The sequence below is a fragment of the Winogradskyella sediminis genome, from assembly GCF_003387355.1.
Lineage (GTDB): Bacteria > Bacteroidota > Bacteroidia > Flavobacteriales > Flavobacteriaceae > Winogradskyella > Winogradskyella sediminis.
This window is the reverse complement of sequence record NZ_QUNH01000002.1, coordinates 367,186-382,938: the sequence shown is the minus strand read 5'-3', so window position 1 is coordinate 382,938 and position 15,753 is coordinate 367,186. Positions and strand designations below refer to the sequence as shown.

Genomic DNA, 15,753 nt, shown 5'->3' with positions numbered 1-15,753 from the left:
TTTATTTAAAATCTAATTGAAAGTCCACCACCCCAACCATATCGGTTGTTATAATTCCCTTGAATTGAAAAATTTCGAGATAAGATGTACGATGCTCCAATTAACCATTGAGTTTCACCTTCATAAGAATTGTTGTTTTCTAAATCATTGACCCATCCAAAATCCGCTCTATACTCGTATTCTCCTTCGAGAAAAATTCTAGGAAAAATCAATAGTTCTCTGTCCAAACGTATTCTTGGGCGCAGTTGATGGTCCATACTCACATCCACATTAAATCTGTAAGGCGTGAAATATTTAACTCCAACTAATCCTACAGTATTAAATGTATCATAAGAATTTGGTGTAGAAGTTTCAGTATTTACACCTGCATACACACGTACCCAATCATTGAGATATCTGTTATAATTTACTTCTATCTCGGCATTTTGGTTATAATCAAACTCGGCACGTAGTCCAAATTCGTTACGAATGTTGCTTGACATCAATAAAAGTTCATTAAAGTTTGAACCTACACGTGCAGCTCCCCAAGAGTAATAATGGTCAGTTTCATCAATTAGTTTTTGAACTGGATAAGGTTTCATCCTTTCATCGCGTGGTGTATCATAGCTAAATACTCTTGCCATACCACCCATCATATGATATAACACGTGACAATGAAAGAACCAATCACCATATTCTTCGTTATAAAATTCGATGACCACTTTTTGCATAGGTGGTACATTGACGGTATGTTTTAATGGGGAACGTTCGCCATTTTCATTGATGACCCTAAAGTAATGTCCGTGTAAGTGCATTGGATGATGCATCATTGTTAGGTTATTCAAAGTAATTCTAGTAACCTCTCCACCTTTAATTTTAATTTTGTCTGTTTCCGAAAGTGGTATGCCATTCAAACTCCAAACATAACGTTGCATATTACCTGTTAGATTAAGTAAAAGGTCGGTTACAGGTATGTCTGCCTTATAAGTCGTGTTTTCTTTTGCCTTTAAAAAATCATAATTGAAATAGGTTTTACGTGTGTCATAATTAAATGAAGTGGTGTCCTTTTGCATCATCTTATGATTCATTGGCATCACATCCTTTTTCATTTCCATATTCATTTCATTCTCCATCTGTCCATCTTTCATATCCATATTCATCTTCATCCCATATTTCTGCATTAGGACTTCTGGTGTGTTACTGTTTTTATTTCCTACTAAAGCAGGTGCACCCATCTTCATATCCATTTTTGCCATTTGCTTCATCATAGCTACTTTATCTGGTCTGTCTATAACTGTTGCTGGATACAGTTTTCCGCTACCTAAACGAATGGACATATTACCAGAACCATCTTGTGCTGTTGCGGTAATTTCCAATGTGCCTTCTGGAATGGTTACAATCACATCATAGGTTTCGGCAATTGCAAAAAGAAATCGGTTTTTATATTTTGGTGTTACATCCACACCATCACTCGCTACAATCATCGGGTTACCACCACCAAAATCCAGCCAATAATAAGATGAAGCAGATGCATTAATAAAACGTAGTCGTACTTTTTCACCTGCTTTAAACTCTGGATATTCTGCAACTTTTTTACCATTGGCTAAAAACGCAGGATAGTAGATATCTGCAATATCTGCACCTTCCATTCTATCGCGCCAAAATTTGAATTGTGCGCCTAATGCATCTTCTTTTATAACTCTGCTTAATGGTACCGCTGTTCCTTTTTTAACCTGATACCACTCATTTCCTCGTTTAAGGTTTCGCAGTACATTTATTGGTTTTTCATTTGTCCAATCTGAAAGGACTACGACTAAATCCTTATCATAGTCCAAGGTCTTTTCTTTAGGATGAATGACTATTGAGCCATAAACTCCTTTTTGCTCTTGCAACATCGTGTGGGAATGATACCAATATGTGCCAGATTGGTTTATAGGTATTCTATATTGAAATGTAGTGTTTGGTTTTATAGGTGGCGTAGTTAAATAAGGTACACCATCATAAAAATTAGGAAGTATTAAACCGTGCCAATGTACAGAGGTTTCTTCATCCATTTTATTGGTTACGTTAATAATAGCGAGGTCACCTTCATTAAATTCTAATGTAGGACCTGGAATTCCACCATTAATTGTCATTCCTTTGGCGGTTACACCTGAAAGAGTTATTTCATTTTCTTCTATAGTAAGGTTATACTCTTGTATGTTTCGGCCTTCTTCTTTTCTATCTTGACCATTTGTACCAACTTGGGCAAATGCCATTGAAGTTAGAAACAAGAGAAATATTGTGTTAAATGTTTTCATTGTTTACTGAATTAAATAATTAATGATTGTACTTTGCACATAGTAGGTCTTCACAGATTCTATTTGGTTCATTTGAAACTTTAGCTGCAACTCTTGAATATCCAAAACATCATTAAAATCAATCGTTCCTGTTTCATAGCTTTTGATTAAAATGTCTTCTGCATCTTTGGCTTGCTGTAGGTTTTTGGTTTGGGTAGCATAACTTATTCTTGCAGAAATGCGTTCGTTATTCGCTTTGTCTAAAAGCGTTTCCAATGCATTTAAACGTTCCTGTTTTTGAGCAGTAATTTCCTGCTGTTGCAAATCATTTTGTTTGGTTTGGGATTTATATTTCTTATTGAAAATTGGGATAGATACCGAAACCATTGGCATTACAATATCCTTTCCGTTGTCGCTAAAATCCATATTTGGTCTTTCAGCAACATTGATATAATCTAATCCAAAACCAATCATTGGACTGCTTTCTTTTTGATTCAATAATTCTGATTGCTCTATGGATTGATAGAGTTTATCAAATTTTAGTAATTCAGGATGTAATACTAATTTTTCAAAAGTAATATCAAAGTCTTCTGAAGGTATCATTAAACTATCTACCACATTCACGGTAACATCATTATCTCTATTCAATAGATTATTGAAGTTAGTTTGTTCTGCTAAAAACTGTTGTTGCAATACATCTTTTAATTGTTGCATTTCGTTCTGACGCATTTGCAATCGCAACACATCTACTGCGGATGCTTTACCAACCTCAACAGAAGTTAATGCCAACGTCTCATAAGTTTCTAATAGTTTGATGTTTTCAGTTAAAACCTCTTGCTTTGCTTTGTTAGCGTATAGATTATAATAGGATTGTGATACCGAAGCCATTAGTTTTCGCTTTGCGATAACGATGTCCTCGTATTTAGCATCTGCTAATGAACTCACATAATTTTCTCTCGATGTAATGGTTCCAAACCAAGGTAACATTTGTTTAGCAGAGACCTTAAAGCGTTGTGCACCTGTTCGTGTTTCTGGCTCACTCACAAAATAACCAACACCAAATTCGGTATTAGGAATGGTGTTGACCTCGTTTACCTTTTCGGAAGCTCTTTTGTATTGTAACTCAAACTTTTGAATTTCTGGATTGTTTGTTAAGGCTTCATCGATAAGTATTTCTAATTGTTGAGCGTTCGCAAAAAGACTCAAGAAACAAGAGCCAAGAGCCAAGACGATTTTTATTTGTATTGATTTATATTTCATTTTGATGTTCTTTTAAGTTGAACTTCTGCTTTCCAGCTATACAATACTGGTACAACAAACAAAGTGATTAAGGCTATAAGCATTCCACCAAAACTTGGTATTGCCATAGGTATCATTATATCGCTTCCTCGACCTGTAGAGGTTAATACTGGTAATAATGCTAAAATGGTCGTAGCTGTAGTCATTAAACACGGTCTGATTCGTTTTTCACCAGCTTCAACAACTGATGCTCTAACCTGTTTTTTGTTTTCCGGTGTATTTCTACCGAATGTTTGAGTTAAATAGGTTGCCATAACTACACCATCATCGGTTGCAATTCCGAATAGTGCAATAAACCCTACCCAGACTGCAACACTTAAATTAATCGGGTGTATTTGGAATAAATCACGTAGATTTTCGCCAAAGAAATTAAAGTTTAAAAACCATCCTTGACCATACAACCAAATCATAATAAAACCACCTGCAAATGCTACTGCAATACCTGTAAATACCATTAATGACGTACCTACAGAACGGAATTGGAAATACAGAATTAAGAAAATGATGGCCAATGCTAAAGGCACAACAACCGACAAGGTTTTTTCGGCTCGCAACTGATTTTCGTATGTTCCTGTAAATTGGTAGTTAATACCTTTTGGAACTACTAATTCGCCACTATCTATCTTTTGCTGAATTAGAGCTTGTGCGCTTTCAACTACATTGACTTCGGCAAAACCATCTAGTTTATCGAACAATACATAGCCAACTAAAAAGGTATCTTCACTTTTAATGACCTGTGGACCTTGTTCGTAACTTATAGTTGCCAATTCGCTTAAAGGCACAGGACTTCCTTTTTCAACTGGCACATAAATCTGTTGTAAGTCTGTTGGGTTTGCTCGTAATTCTCTTGGGTATCGTACTCGTACACCATATCGCTCTCGACCTTCTACCGTTTGGGTTAAGACCATACCACCAACTGCTACTTTTAATACATCTTGAACATCTTGTATCGAAATGCCATAACGTGCAATTTTCTCTCTATCAATATCAATTAACAAATAGGGTTTACCAACAATACGGTCTGCAAAAACAGCTTCTTTTTTAACACCTTCAGCTTCCTTGATGATGTTTTCTAATTGCACACCAAACGCTTCAATCTGCTTTAAGTCTTGACCTTTTACTTTAATTCCCATAGGTGCTCTCATTCCTGTTTGAAGCATTACCAATCGGGTTTCAATAGGTTGTAGTTTAGGTGCAGAAGTGACACCAGGTAATTTCGTGACTTTTACGATTTCATTCCAAATATCGTCCGGTGACTGTATTTCTGGTCGCCAATTACGGTAGAACTCGCCATCATCGTCTGGAATGAGTTGTTCTTTTGCTTTAAGAGATTGCCACGCTTCACGCTGTTCCGCTCGCAATGACATTCCGTTTTTTAACACATATTCACCATCATCATTGACTTTATAGCGTTGGCGTACTCCGTTTTCATTCAGCATATATTCTGGTTTATACTGAATGATATTTTCATACATCGACAAAGGTGCTGGGTCTAACGCTGATTCTGTTCTACCTGCTTTACCAACTACGGTTTCAATCTCTGGAATACTGGCTACTGCCATATCCAATTGCTGTAAAACACGTTTATTTTCTTCCACGCCAGAATGAGGCATCGAGGTTGGCATTAGTAGAAATGAGCCTTCATTTAATGAGGGCATAAACTCTTTGCCTGTATTTTTCATAATGAAAAAACCTGCAATTACAATAGCCGTTGGTACAGATAAAAACAATAACTTATTATCTAAACACCACCTTAAAATACGTGTGTAGTATTTTATAAATAATGAGAAAACACCTAATAAACCAAAGCAAATAACACTCACAAAAATGAGATTCCAAAAAATGCTTTTATCAACGCCTAATGGTCTCCAATATTCGGCTAACAAGAATACAATAGCTGATACCGAAATAATGATATTGATAAGATTAGCTTGCTTGTCTGTTATCTTACTTTGAAGATTGAGAAATGCTGTAATCCCAAACGCAATTAAAATTAATCCTAACCAATATCCATAGACTATGGCTACGATTCCCAATGCTATTAAAACACCATTTAAAACATATTTAAAAGTGTTTTTGATGTTTTTCTTTCTGAATAAAAATGCAGCAAACGGTGGAATTAAAAACAACGCTACTATTATAGAAGTTGTTAATGCAAAAGTCTTTGTGAAGGCTAATGGTCTGAATAGTTTTCCTTCCGCTCCAATCATTGTAAATACAGGAATGAAACTGATAATAGTTGTCATAACTGCGGTTACGATTGCACCAGACACTTCAGCTGTTGCGTTATAGACTACTGTGTTTATGGGTAACTTTTTATGAGATTCCTCGTCGCTCGTTCCTTGCTCTGTCGGAATGACATTTTCGTTTTCATCCAAATGCCTTATAATGTTTTCTGATAGTATGACACCTACGTCGACCATTGTACCAATAGCAATAGCAATACCTGATAATGCCACAATATTAGCATCAACACCAAAGAGTTTCATCGCAATAAACACCATTAAAACCGCTACTGGTAAAAGTCCAGAAATTAGTATGGAAGCTCGAAGATTAAATACCATAATGATAATTACCAGGATGGTAATTAAGATTTCTAAAGTCAATGCTTCATTGAGTGTACCTAAAGTTTCTTGTATCAGTTCTGTTCTGTCATAAAATGGGACTATTGTTACTTGGGAAGTTCTACCATCCGCCAATACTTTTGAAGGTAATCCTGCACTTAATTCATTAATCTTCTCTTTCACATTATTGATAACTTCCATTGGGTTTGCGCCATAACGAGCCACCACAACAGCACCAACAACCTCTGCACCTTCTTTATCTAATAAACCACGTCTTGTTGCAGGACCTAATGAAACTTTACCAATATCCTTTATCCTAATTGAAGTATAATCTTCTGAAGTGACTACTGCATTTTCGATGTCTGAAATGGATTTCACATAACCCAAACCACGCACTAAATATTCGGCTTGGTTAATTTCCAAAGTCTGTGCACCAATATCCTTATTACTTTCCTTAACCGCTTTTACAACGTGATGCAATCCAATATTATACTGACGCATTAGTTCTGGATTTACGTCCACTTGATACTCCTGAACATAGCCACCAATAGAAGCAACCTCTGAAACACCACTTGCAGAAGATAGAGCATATTTAACATAGTAATCTTGAATACTACGTAATTCGTGTAAATCCCAACCACCTGTTACATTACCGTTCTCATCACGACCTTCAAGTGTGTACCAAAATATTTGTCCTAATCCTGTGGCATCTGGACCTAACGCTGGATTAACACCTTCGGGTAATAAACCACTTGGTAAGGAATTAAGTTTTTCGAGAATACGACTTCTGCTCCAGTAAAATTCTATATCCTCTTCAAAAATGATATAGATGCTTGAAAACCCAAACATAGAGGAACTACGAATGGTTTTCACTCCAGGAATACCCAATAATGATGTGGTTAATGGATAGGTTATTTGGTCTTCTATATCTTGTGGGGAACGACCATCCCACTTGGTAAATACGATTTGTTGATTTTCACCTATATCGGGAATAGCATCTACTGCTACAGGGTTACTTGGCAAAAATCCTGTATCCCAATTAAAAGGTGCATTAACAGTTCCCCATCCAATAAAAAGGACAAGTAGTAAAACTGCAACGAGTTTGTTTTCTATTAAAAATTTGATGCTTTTATTTAGCATATGATTGATTTTAAACAATTAGACAATAGTGTTGTAAAAACACCGAATACAGTAAATTATCCTTACGACATTGCAGTCATAGGATAAAAGAGTCTATTGTTTAAAAATCAAATTAAGTATGTCTCGTCAATCTTGTAGAGTTGCCTTATGACGAGTGGTGGTTTGTATTCTTCGTAGGTAGATACATTACTGTCTAAACCTTCAAAAAGGTTAATGTAAGTATAAACAAATGAAGCGATGAATACTTGTTGCTCAAACGTGATTTTGTCAACTTGCAATTGTAATTCGTCTTGACCTTCAATTGCTAATTGTTTATCATCACAACAATTTTTCTTGGTAATAGAACATTCTTCGGTTGAAGGCTTTTCCATTTCCATTCCGCAACCTTTGGCTTTTTGAAAGATAGCAGATTCTACTAAAGTATCTCCACAATAATGCATATTCACAGTAAATGACATTGTAGAGAATAACAATACAAAAGCCATTAGTAAAGACACTATTTTATGAGATACTTTTTTCATTTATGTTACAAAAGTAACAAATTATAATGATTCTAAATAATTTTAACAATATTTAAGAAAAATAGAAATAACAATTATCGCTCTAAAACCTTAAAATAACTTTTATTTATACTTATAGCAATTTAACTTAAATCAGTTATTAATATTACTCTAGATTGTAGCCTTTACTTTTTTTATTTCCCTAGTTTTAATATTCTTATCGCCCCTTGAATTACTAATACAAAAACAATTGTACCTATAATCAAGTCAGGTTTAGAAGAGTCTAACCAGTTTACTAACAATCCTGCTGAAATAACACCTAAATTGATAATCACATCGTTTGAAGTGAAGATCATACTGGCTTTCATATGCGCTTCTTCTTTGCTCTTTGATTTTTGTAAAATGTAAAGGCAAATTCCGTTTGCGATTAATGCAAAAATTGAAACAATAATCATTGTTGAAAAATTAGGTAGTTTTTCCTCTCCAAAAAATCTTCTTAATACTTCAATAAAGCCTATAACAGCCAATGCTATTTGAAAATAGCCTGCTGTTTTTGCAATCCGCTTTTTCTTTATCACTGTTCCTCCAACTGCAAACAGACTAATTCCGTAAACAAAACTATCTGCAAGCATATCTAAACTATCAGCAACAAGGCCCATTGATTTTGAAATAATTCCAGTTGTCATTTCAATAATAAAAAAGGCAAAATTTATGATAAGAACAGACCAGAGTAATTTCTTTTGACTCTTGTTTTCTTCGAAATTTACTTGTTCAGTATCTTCAGTTGAAATCTTCTTTCCTCCTAAATTTAAATCAATAACTGATTTCTCAATGGAATCTATTTCACCAGTATGAAAAACTGTCAATTTTCGATTTGGTATGTCAAATTTCAAATTAGCTATCTCGGAAATTCCATCCAATTTCATTCGGATAAGATTTTCTTCTGAAGGACAATCCATTTTGGTAATTTCAAATATTGTTTTTTTCATAATATTTAACATCAGCTTTAATTCACATTTGCATTTCTAGGCTTTGATTCTGATTTTTAAAGATAGTTTAATACTTTAAAATTTAAATTCTCATATCCAACGCCTCACTTTTTTTGAATACTTTACGTACTCATTTTCAAACTCTTGTTCTAAAAATTCTTCTTCTAATCTGATTTGTGTATTTATGCTTATTGTCGATAGTGATATTATCAATAGTGTAAAGGCATTTGGAATGACAAAAAACAATCCAATATTCGCAATCATAATTCCAAGAAAGATTGGGTTTCTGGAAATTGAAAATAATCCTTTAGTCACAAGTTTTGTTTTATTCTTTTCATCAATTCCAATTCTCCACGAATTAGCCATTTGTGATTGAGCAATCCAAACTACAATTAGAGAAATAATTAAAAATCCCCAACCAATTATGGATAAAGTTTCATTTTCTATATACCAAAAAGGAAGCAAATATTTATACCACTCAATCTTAAAGGCGTAGATTCCAACAACAATCAACTCGATAAATGATATGGCGGTAAACACCTTTCCATTAAAACCGTGAGCATCATCAGTTTTATTAAAGGTGAATGGATTAATACCTGTTTTAGTTTTTAATAAAATTGACCTGATTATAAATACAAATAGAAAGTAAATTATAAAGAAAATGAATAAAAGCATTGATTCCTATATTAATTATGTTGATACAAAAATGATATAAAAACCAATGCAATGGAAGTGCATTTGTTATCCACTACACTTATCACATATACCCTTTACAACCAAGTTTACATTTTCTGAAATAAAACCATCAGGAACTGTTATTTTCGGAATTTTGTTTTCGGTTAGGCAAATAGTTTTGTTGCAGTTTGTACAATGAAAGTGCAAATGCAAATCAGTTTCAATTTCACAATTACAATCCTTTTCACACAATGCATACTTTGTTATTCCTGTGCCATCATCAATTTGATGGACAATATCTTTTTCCTCAAAAGTTTTAATTGTACGGTATAAGGTAGTTCTATCTGCTTTTTCAAAAGCATTTTCTATATCACTCAATGTTACTGCGACCTCTTTCTCAACTAGGAACTTATAAATTAACATACGCATTGCAGTAATGCGTATGTTTTTTGATTCTAAAACTTGTTCTATTGTTTCCATAATTAATCGTCTTCTTCGTTTCCAAATGGTTTGATTATGAGTCCTACACTAAAAATAAAACCATCTGTAGGTGCATATATTTCTGGGAAAACAGGATTTTCGTGCGGTGGTAAAACCAAAGGTGAAAACCTGCTTTGTCTTCTATCTGTAAAGTTTTCAAAGTTTACAAATACGCTACCTAATTTAAAGTTACGCATCACCAATAAACCCATAGTTACAAAGTCTGTAGTTTCTGTACCATTGGATAAGAATTGTTTTCCTGTATAAAAGGTTTCATAACCAATACGCCATTTTTCAGATTCGTACATTAAAACACTACCTGCGTTATGCTTTGCTGTTAATGGCTTTTGTGGATTGCCAGGTAAATAATTTAGTTTGGTATCAATAAGCGCATAGTTTAAAAACCATCTAAAGTCTTTGTAAGTAAACTTAATATTGGTTTCTGCTCCTTTGCTAAAGATTTCATCTGGTGCATTTTCAAACTGAAATAAACCGTTATCTGTAGAATTTAAAAGCAGTCCATCATTAATAGCAGTCACATAGAATAATTGGTTTATGGAAAAACCAATCTCATCCGATAATCGTGTTTGATAATTCACATCGAAATTAACACCATAAGAACGTTCTGCATCTACTGTAGATTTATCTATAGCAAGCACATTTTCAAAATTGATATACTCTGCTTCTTCTGTAAAAATATCAGGAATCTTATACCCTAAACCTCCACCAATTCTACTTGAAAATCCACTATTGTTTTTATAAAGTAATGAAATTCTTGGAAGTGGAAAGAAACCGAAATCCGTATTATAATCTGCTCTTAATCCTGTTTCTAATATCCAATTATCTGATAAATCATAAATATTATTTGCAAATGCGCCAAAGGTTACATCTTTTTGGTCTCTCTGTAGTGGTGCGTTATCATTTTCATCGAAATTTGAGGTATAAAGATTAGCTCCAACTATCCAATCCGTTTTTTCTGATGCTGTATTATATGTGATTTCAGTAAACGTATTTGTCTGTTTGCCATCAAAATTGAAATCCGGAACGGTTAAATTCCTATCGAAAAAAGAGACACTATTTTTAAACTCTACTGAACTAACGGAATCTAATTGTGTTTGATATACCAATTGACTGCTTAATCGTTTTGAATTGTTTTCTTCTGTATATTGATGAATACCTTCTTCACCACTTTCAATTTTGGTAATATCTCCACCAATTCTATCATCGTACGTTCCGTTTAATCCAAACCAAAGTGTTGTTTTATCTGATGGATAATAAAATAATTTTGGATTGAATGAAATTGATGTTGTTTTTGGTAGGTTACTAAAGCCATCATCTTCTGGGTCGTATGCTTTTTGGTAATGACCAGAACCATAAAGTGATACACCGAATTTTTCATTTCGTTTGCTATAAAATACATTGGCAGTACTTCCTAACGCTTGGGTTTGAGTTAGCATAATATCTAATGCAGGTTCTTCATCTGGTGTTTTAGATACCATATTTACTAATCCTGCAATAGCACCTCCACCATAAAGTGTTGACGAACTTCCTTTAATAATTTCAAATTGTTGTAAGTCTAAAGGTGGTATTTGTAAAATACTTAACCCACTTGAGAAACCACCATATAATGGAAATCCATCTCTTAAAAGCTGTGTGTACCTACCATCTAAACCTTGAATACGAATATTGGTACTCCCACTACTTAATGATGTTTGTTGCATTTGTATTCCTGTGCTTTCACGAAGCACCATAGAAATATTAGTAGGATTCATTATTGCTTTTTCTCCTAATTCCTCTGCACCTATAAACTCTATACGTGTCGGTATTTTTCTAACGGTTCTCGTACTTCTTGAAGATTGCAGTACTACAGCATCTAATTGATTACCACCTTCTTTTAATTTAAAGACTAACGCTGTATTACTTGGAATTTGAATTGTTGTCTCAAATGCTTCAAAGCCTAAAAAGGAAATTATTATTTGATGCTGACCATCTGGTATTTCTGTAAAAGTTGCAATACCATCAAAATCGGTTACTGCTCCTTTTTCTAATGCTTCAAAATAAACCGTTGCGCCCAATAAAGGCTCGTTTTCAGCTTCTGTTAGGATTTTTATTTGTATGTCTGATGTTTGTGCCTGTAACGATAGGCAAAGTATTAATATGAGCTTTATGCTCAATAGGTATTTATTCATTGAATTGTATTTGTAATTAACTAAATAATTGATTTAAAATCGATTTGTTTTAGCTGATTACTTGTGGCGGTTGCCAAATATTGGAAAGGAAGTTAAACCTATAAATAGGTTGATATGTAGAAATTAACTCCGATGAGATTTCAATATTGAGTTTTAAATCAAATGTCTTGATTGATTCGTAAGTAATGGACAAACCACAACAATTGCAGATACACGTAATAGGACAAGAATCGTCACTATCTTCTTGGTGGTTGTGATTAACACTTATCTCGTCTTGGTGTTGGTCTTCTTTATTTTGACCATCAGAACAAGGCTTTGCTGAAAGCAATAGTATAATTAATGATAATATGATTGTTACAAATTTCACAATTACAAAGATAAAAATTTAATGATGCAATGGTTGTGCAATTATTTTATTTAAGCGACAACCTTTGCTTTCTCCTTTAAAGTTTCAAGATGCTTTACCATATTGCTTTTACACCATTCTTCACGAGCTAATTTAGGTGCGTGACCTATCGCTTTGGTTAATTCCTCTGTCATTATAGCCTCAACAATATCTACATATTCTGCTGTGGTAGAAATACTATCGTGTATTGTAAATATTGGTGCATCTGGATATTCTATTGATATGCGTTTTGCTATAACATTTATCATTAAGTAACTCTCAATGCTCTGCAACAATCTTGGAAGTAATGATTTATCTTTACTCTTAATCTGTCTAAACACCTCATACACGTATGGGAACATCTCCTTAAACATCTTCTTTGGTTTTGCATCCTCTTGCCCCAAAAACCTATTATCTGTAAATAGCACTTGAAATACTGCTGTTTTTACTTCCTTACGGTTTGAGAATGTTTCCCCTAAACGTAGACTAAATTGTTGTTCTAAAAACTCATAAAGTGTCCCACTCACCACAAGATTTATATACTGACTAAACTCATTATTCATAAGGGTTTTATCAATATCTCCTAACATAATGTAAGAATCAGTATCGTGTACCTTGATGTGAGATATACTCAATCTATCATCAATCTTACTATCAACCTTATAATTATTACTATTAAAAGAAGAAAAAGGTAGGTTTTCGGGGTCGTCGAATCTGATTGATAACTCTTTTTGTGTATTTGGCTCATTTTTTTGCTCAATCCAGAACGAGCGACTCAACAATATAGTGCTTAAATAAGGTTGGCTATTTTTAATATCTATCGAAATTAATTTTTGGCCATCATACGTTACTGCATTTCTGATAACGCTTCGCATATTAGTAAGATTGGAATGGAACCGATATACATTATCATCGTGCAACAAGTAATAATCTTTACGACTTAATTTTTCTACGCTAATTTTTGCGTGATTTAACTGGTCAATAGGTCTTTTATATTTGACTTCGACCTTACCATAGTTATTAAACTTTTTGGATTGCCACAAAGATTTGTTGTCTTTCTTCAACACATATTCTTCGGCTAAAAACTTATTGACGGAATCAATATCAATTTCCAATTTTTCATCAAACCATTTTGTTAGGTAGTTTAGATGCTTAACTGAAACTGCTCTATTGTTACGCTCCACTTTTAGTTTCCTATGAAAAGTTTGGTCGCTTATAGAATGAATAGCTACTTCGCATCTGTATTCTTCAGTTAGTCTAAACCCTTTTGATTTTGACCCAACAAAGTATTGATTATCCGTTTCTATAATTTTTGCAACATTAATAAGATAGTTTAAGTACTCTTTATAGTTAGAGATTTTGTCCTGTAAGATTTTTGCACTTATAGATACAAAGTCATCATACATTAAATCTTTGTTGTAGAGTGTAAGCGCATTTATTAAGTGAATAACATATAATAGCTTATCTCTTTTATGTTTGTATTTCTTAAAATTAGGTGGATAATCATAAACAATTTGGTCTATGTCTAAATTCTCTGGTATGTATAATCTCATTAAGCACTCTTGTTTTGGGTTAAAATTCTAACTACATCGTCATACTCATAGTACATTGTTTTACCCATTTTGGTAAAGGGTAGTGTACCATTGATTCGTAAATTCTGCAATGTACCTGGTGAGATATTTAATAGCTCACGTACGTCTGCTGATTTTAACCACTTTTTTTGCTCGTTTTGGCTTCCTAAAATTGTCTTAAGTTCTGTAATGATTTCTTGTTTTAGAGTCTTTAAATCATCCTTTGTAATTACTTCAAATGTCATTCTATATAAAAAATATTAATAGGTATTAACTACCTGATTTCTAACATACAATATACGCCAAAATCACCTTTTTTAAATGAAAAGTTATTGACAGTTATTAACGAAATAGGTGAACTTTTTAACAAGAAACTACCTGTATTACAGGCAGTTTCACGTATAAATCTCTATTTTTAGATTAAATTGTTATTGGGCTATCTTATTGGTGTTTGGTCGAGTATTCTTATCAGCAAACTTTTGTTTTAAAATTGCCATATCATCACTTACTTTTCTATCCAATATTTTGGCATAATGCTGTGTCGTTTTAAGTGATTTATGACCTAACATCTTGCTTACAGATTCCATTGGCACACCATTAGACAATGTTACAGTAGTTGCAAAGGTATGACGAGCTAAATGTGTAGTTAAGTTTTTATTAATACCACACAAATCTGCTATCTCTTTTAAATAGGCATTAGACTTTTGATTACTCAATACAGGAAGTAACACACCTTTAGTAACTGCTTCTGGATGGTTCTCGTATTTCTTTATAATTTCTAAAGCGGTTGGAAGTAGTGGAATATTACTACGTGTATCGGTTTTAGTACGCTTTGTCTTTATCCACTTATCACCATCAATACCAAATACCAAATTGTCTTTTGAGAGCTTCTTAACGTCGCTATATGCTAAACCAGTAAAGCAACAGAATATAAAAATGTCTCTTACTTGCTCTAAACGATTAGTGTGTAATTCTTTTTCGAGCATTGTTTGTATTTCTTCTTCTGAAAGAAATTGACGTTCCACTTCTTTTAAACGGACTTTATAATTTAGAAATGGGTCTTTTTTAATCCAATCGTTTGCTATTGCAATACGTACTATCTTTTTAAAATTCTTGATATACTTAATTGTACTGTTATGTCCGCAGTTTCTTACGGTTTTTAAATAGAACTCAAAATCTGTTATATACTTGTGGTCTATTCTGTTTACAGGAATATCGCTTACATTGTATTGATGTTGCATAAACTCTTTCAGATGCTTACATACAGTTTTGTAACGTTCTAAAGTTCCTGCTGAAAACTCTCTACCTACTAATTTTTCAACTTGCTTGTTATGATTTTTAAAGATGGTGATGAGCGTTCTTTGTTTTTCTTCAACACCTAAAAACTTGTTTTTAAGGGTTTCTGTAGTAACCTCTTTGTTATCTTGAATTAAGTCTCTTTGGCTTTGATATACTTTTGTAGTTAGAGAATCTAAATAGGCATTTAGTTCTCGTATATCTTCTGTTCTTCCAATAGCTTTATTGGCTTCAACGCTCCATTTCTCAATCTCAATGGTACGTTTTGTACTAATCTCTGTACGCTTACCATCTATGGTAATACGTAGGTAAATAGGGCATTTGCCCTGTGCATCTACTTTACTCTTTTTTAAGTAGAATAATAATCCAAATGTTTTGTTCATTCTGGTGACCTTTAATTATACATT

12 protein-coding genes are annotated in these 15,753 nt (G+C 33.4%); all 12 read right to left on the bottom strand.

Translation table 11 applies throughout. The features are described from left to right. Nucleotides 1-5: 5 nt before the first annotated feature. Nucleotides 6-2,279 carry a multicopper oxidase domain-containing protein gene (locus C8N41_RS09060; protein ID WP_036122979.1) on the bottom strand — a complete coding sequence of 758 codons (2,274 nt, stop codon included), beginning with the start codon at nucleotides 2,277-2,279 and terminating at the stop codon, nucleotides 6-8. Nucleotides 2,280-2,282: 3 nt separating this feature from the next. Next, on the bottom strand, nucleotides 2,283-3,518 hold the full coding sequence (locus C8N41_RS09055) for a TolC family protein (protein WP_115839038.1): 1,236 nt from the start codon (nucleotides 3,516-3,518) through the stop codon (nucleotides 2,283-2,285). Continuing rightward, nucleotides 3,515-7,261 carry an efflux RND transporter permease subunit gene (locus tag C8N41_RS09050; RefSeq protein WP_115839037.1) on the bottom strand — a complete coding sequence of 1,249 codons (3,747 nt, stop codon included), beginning with the start codon at nucleotides 7,259-7,261 and terminating at the stop codon, nucleotides 3,515-3,517. The genes C8N41_RS09055 and C8N41_RS09050 overlap by 4 nt, the downstream gene beginning before the upstream one ends. A 107-nt stretch (nucleotides 7,262-7,368) precedes the next feature. Then, nucleotides 7,369-7,782: an HYC_CC_PP family protein gene (locus C8N41_RS09045; protein ID WP_115839036.1), complete on the bottom strand. Its 414-nt coding sequence runs from the start codon at nucleotides 7,780-7,782 to the stop codon at nucleotides 7,369-7,371. A 173-nt stretch (nucleotides 7,783-7,955) separates the two neighbouring features. After that, the gene (locus tag C8N41_RS09040; RefSeq protein WP_115839035.1) at nucleotides 7,956-8,750 is read right to left on the bottom strand and encodes a cation transporter; all 795 of its coding nucleotides are present in this window, start codon (nucleotides 8,748-8,750) and stop codon (nucleotides 7,956-7,958) included. 90 nt (nucleotides 8,751-8,840) lie between these two features. Beyond that, nucleotides 8,841-9,425 (bottom strand): methyltransferase family protein, encoded by a 585-nt coding sequence (locus C8N41_RS09035; RefSeq protein ID WP_115839034.1) that lies wholly within the window; start codon nucleotides 9,423-9,425, stop codon nucleotides 8,841-8,843. Between the two features lie 66 nt (nucleotides 9,426-9,491). Beyond that, entirely contained in the window at nucleotides 9,492-9,905 is a 414-nt protein-coding gene (locus C8N41_RS09030) for a Fur family transcriptional regulator (protein ID WP_115839033.1), read from the bottom strand. Between the two features lie 2 nt (nucleotides 9,906-9,907). Next, nucleotides 9,908-12,094, bottom strand: coding sequence for a TonB-dependent receptor (locus C8N41_RS09025; RefSeq protein ID WP_115839032.1), 2,187 nt, complete (start codon nucleotides 12,092-12,094; stop codon nucleotides 9,908-9,910). Nucleotides 12,095-12,143: 49 nt separating this feature from the next. Beyond that, nucleotides 12,144-12,461 carry a DUF6660 family protein gene (locus tag C8N41_RS17225; protein WP_115839031.1) on the bottom strand — a complete coding sequence of 106 codons (318 nt, stop codon included), beginning with the start codon at nucleotides 12,459-12,461 and terminating at the stop codon, nucleotides 12,144-12,146. Between the two features lie 50 nt (nucleotides 12,462-12,511). Next, nucleotides 12,512-14,032: a hypothetical protein gene (locus tag C8N41_RS09015; protein WP_115839030.1), complete on the bottom strand. Its 1,521-nt coding sequence runs from the start codon at nucleotides 14,030-14,032 to the stop codon at nucleotides 12,512-12,514. After that, on the bottom strand, nucleotides 14,032-14,295 hold the full coding sequence (locus C8N41_RS09010; RefSeq protein WP_115839029.1) for a helix-turn-helix domain-containing protein: 264 nt from the start codon (nucleotides 14,293-14,295) through the stop codon (nucleotides 14,032-14,034). Before C8N41_RS09010 ends, C8N41_RS09015 begins: the two co-directional genes overlap by 1 nt. Nucleotides 14,296-14,478: 183 nt before the next feature. Beyond that, nucleotides 14,479-15,729 (bottom strand): site-specific integrase, encoded by a 1,251-nt coding sequence (locus C8N41_RS09005; protein WP_115839028.1) that lies wholly within the window; start codon nucleotides 15,727-15,729, stop codon nucleotides 14,479-14,481. Nucleotides 15,730-15,753: the final 24 nt, after the last annotated feature.

Bases quoted from the DNA above. Each gene is read 5' to 3' on its own strand.
- C8N41_RS09035 (WP_115839034.1), bottom strand. From the start codon at position 9,425: ATGCTTTTATTCATTTTCTTTATAATTTACTTTCTATTTGTATTTATA.
- C8N41_RS09050 (WP_115839037.1), bottom strand. From the start codon at position 7,261: ATGCTAAATAAAAGCATCAAATTTTTAATAGAAAACAAACTCGTTGCA.
- C8N41_RS09030 (WP_115839033.1), bottom strand. From the start codon at position 9,905: ATGGAAACAATAGAACAAGTTTTAGAATCAAAAAACATACGCATTACT.
- C8N41_RS09015 (WP_115839030.1), bottom strand. From the start codon at position 14,032: ATGAGATTATACATACCAGAGAATTTAGACATAGACCAAATTGTTTAT.
- C8N41_RS09055 (WP_115839038.1), bottom strand. From the start codon at position 3,518: ATGAAATATAAATCAATACAAATAAAAATCGTCTTGGCTCTTGGCTCT.
- C8N41_RS09045 (WP_115839036.1), bottom strand. From the start codon at position 7,782: ATGAAAAAAGTATCTCATAAAATAGTGTCTTTACTAATGGCTTTTGTA.
- C8N41_RS09010 (WP_115839029.1), bottom strand. From the start codon at position 14,295: ATGACATTTGAAGTAATTACAAAGGATGATTTAAAGACTCTAAAACAA.
- C8N41_RS09005 (WP_115839028.1), bottom strand. From the start codon at position 15,729: ATGAACAAAACATTTGGATTATTATTCTACTTAAAAAAGAGTAAAGTA.
- C8N41_RS09025 (WP_115839032.1), bottom strand. From the start codon at position 12,094: ATGAATAAATACCTATTGAGCATAAAGCTCATATTAATACTTTGCCTA.
- C8N41_RS09040 (WP_115839035.1), bottom strand. From the start codon at position 8,750: ATGAAAAAAACAATATTTGAAATTACCAAAATGGATTGTCCTTCAGAA.
- C8N41_RS09060 (WP_036122979.1), bottom strand. From the start codon at position 2,279: ATGAAAACATTTAACACAATATTTCTCTTGTTTCTAACTTCAATGGCA.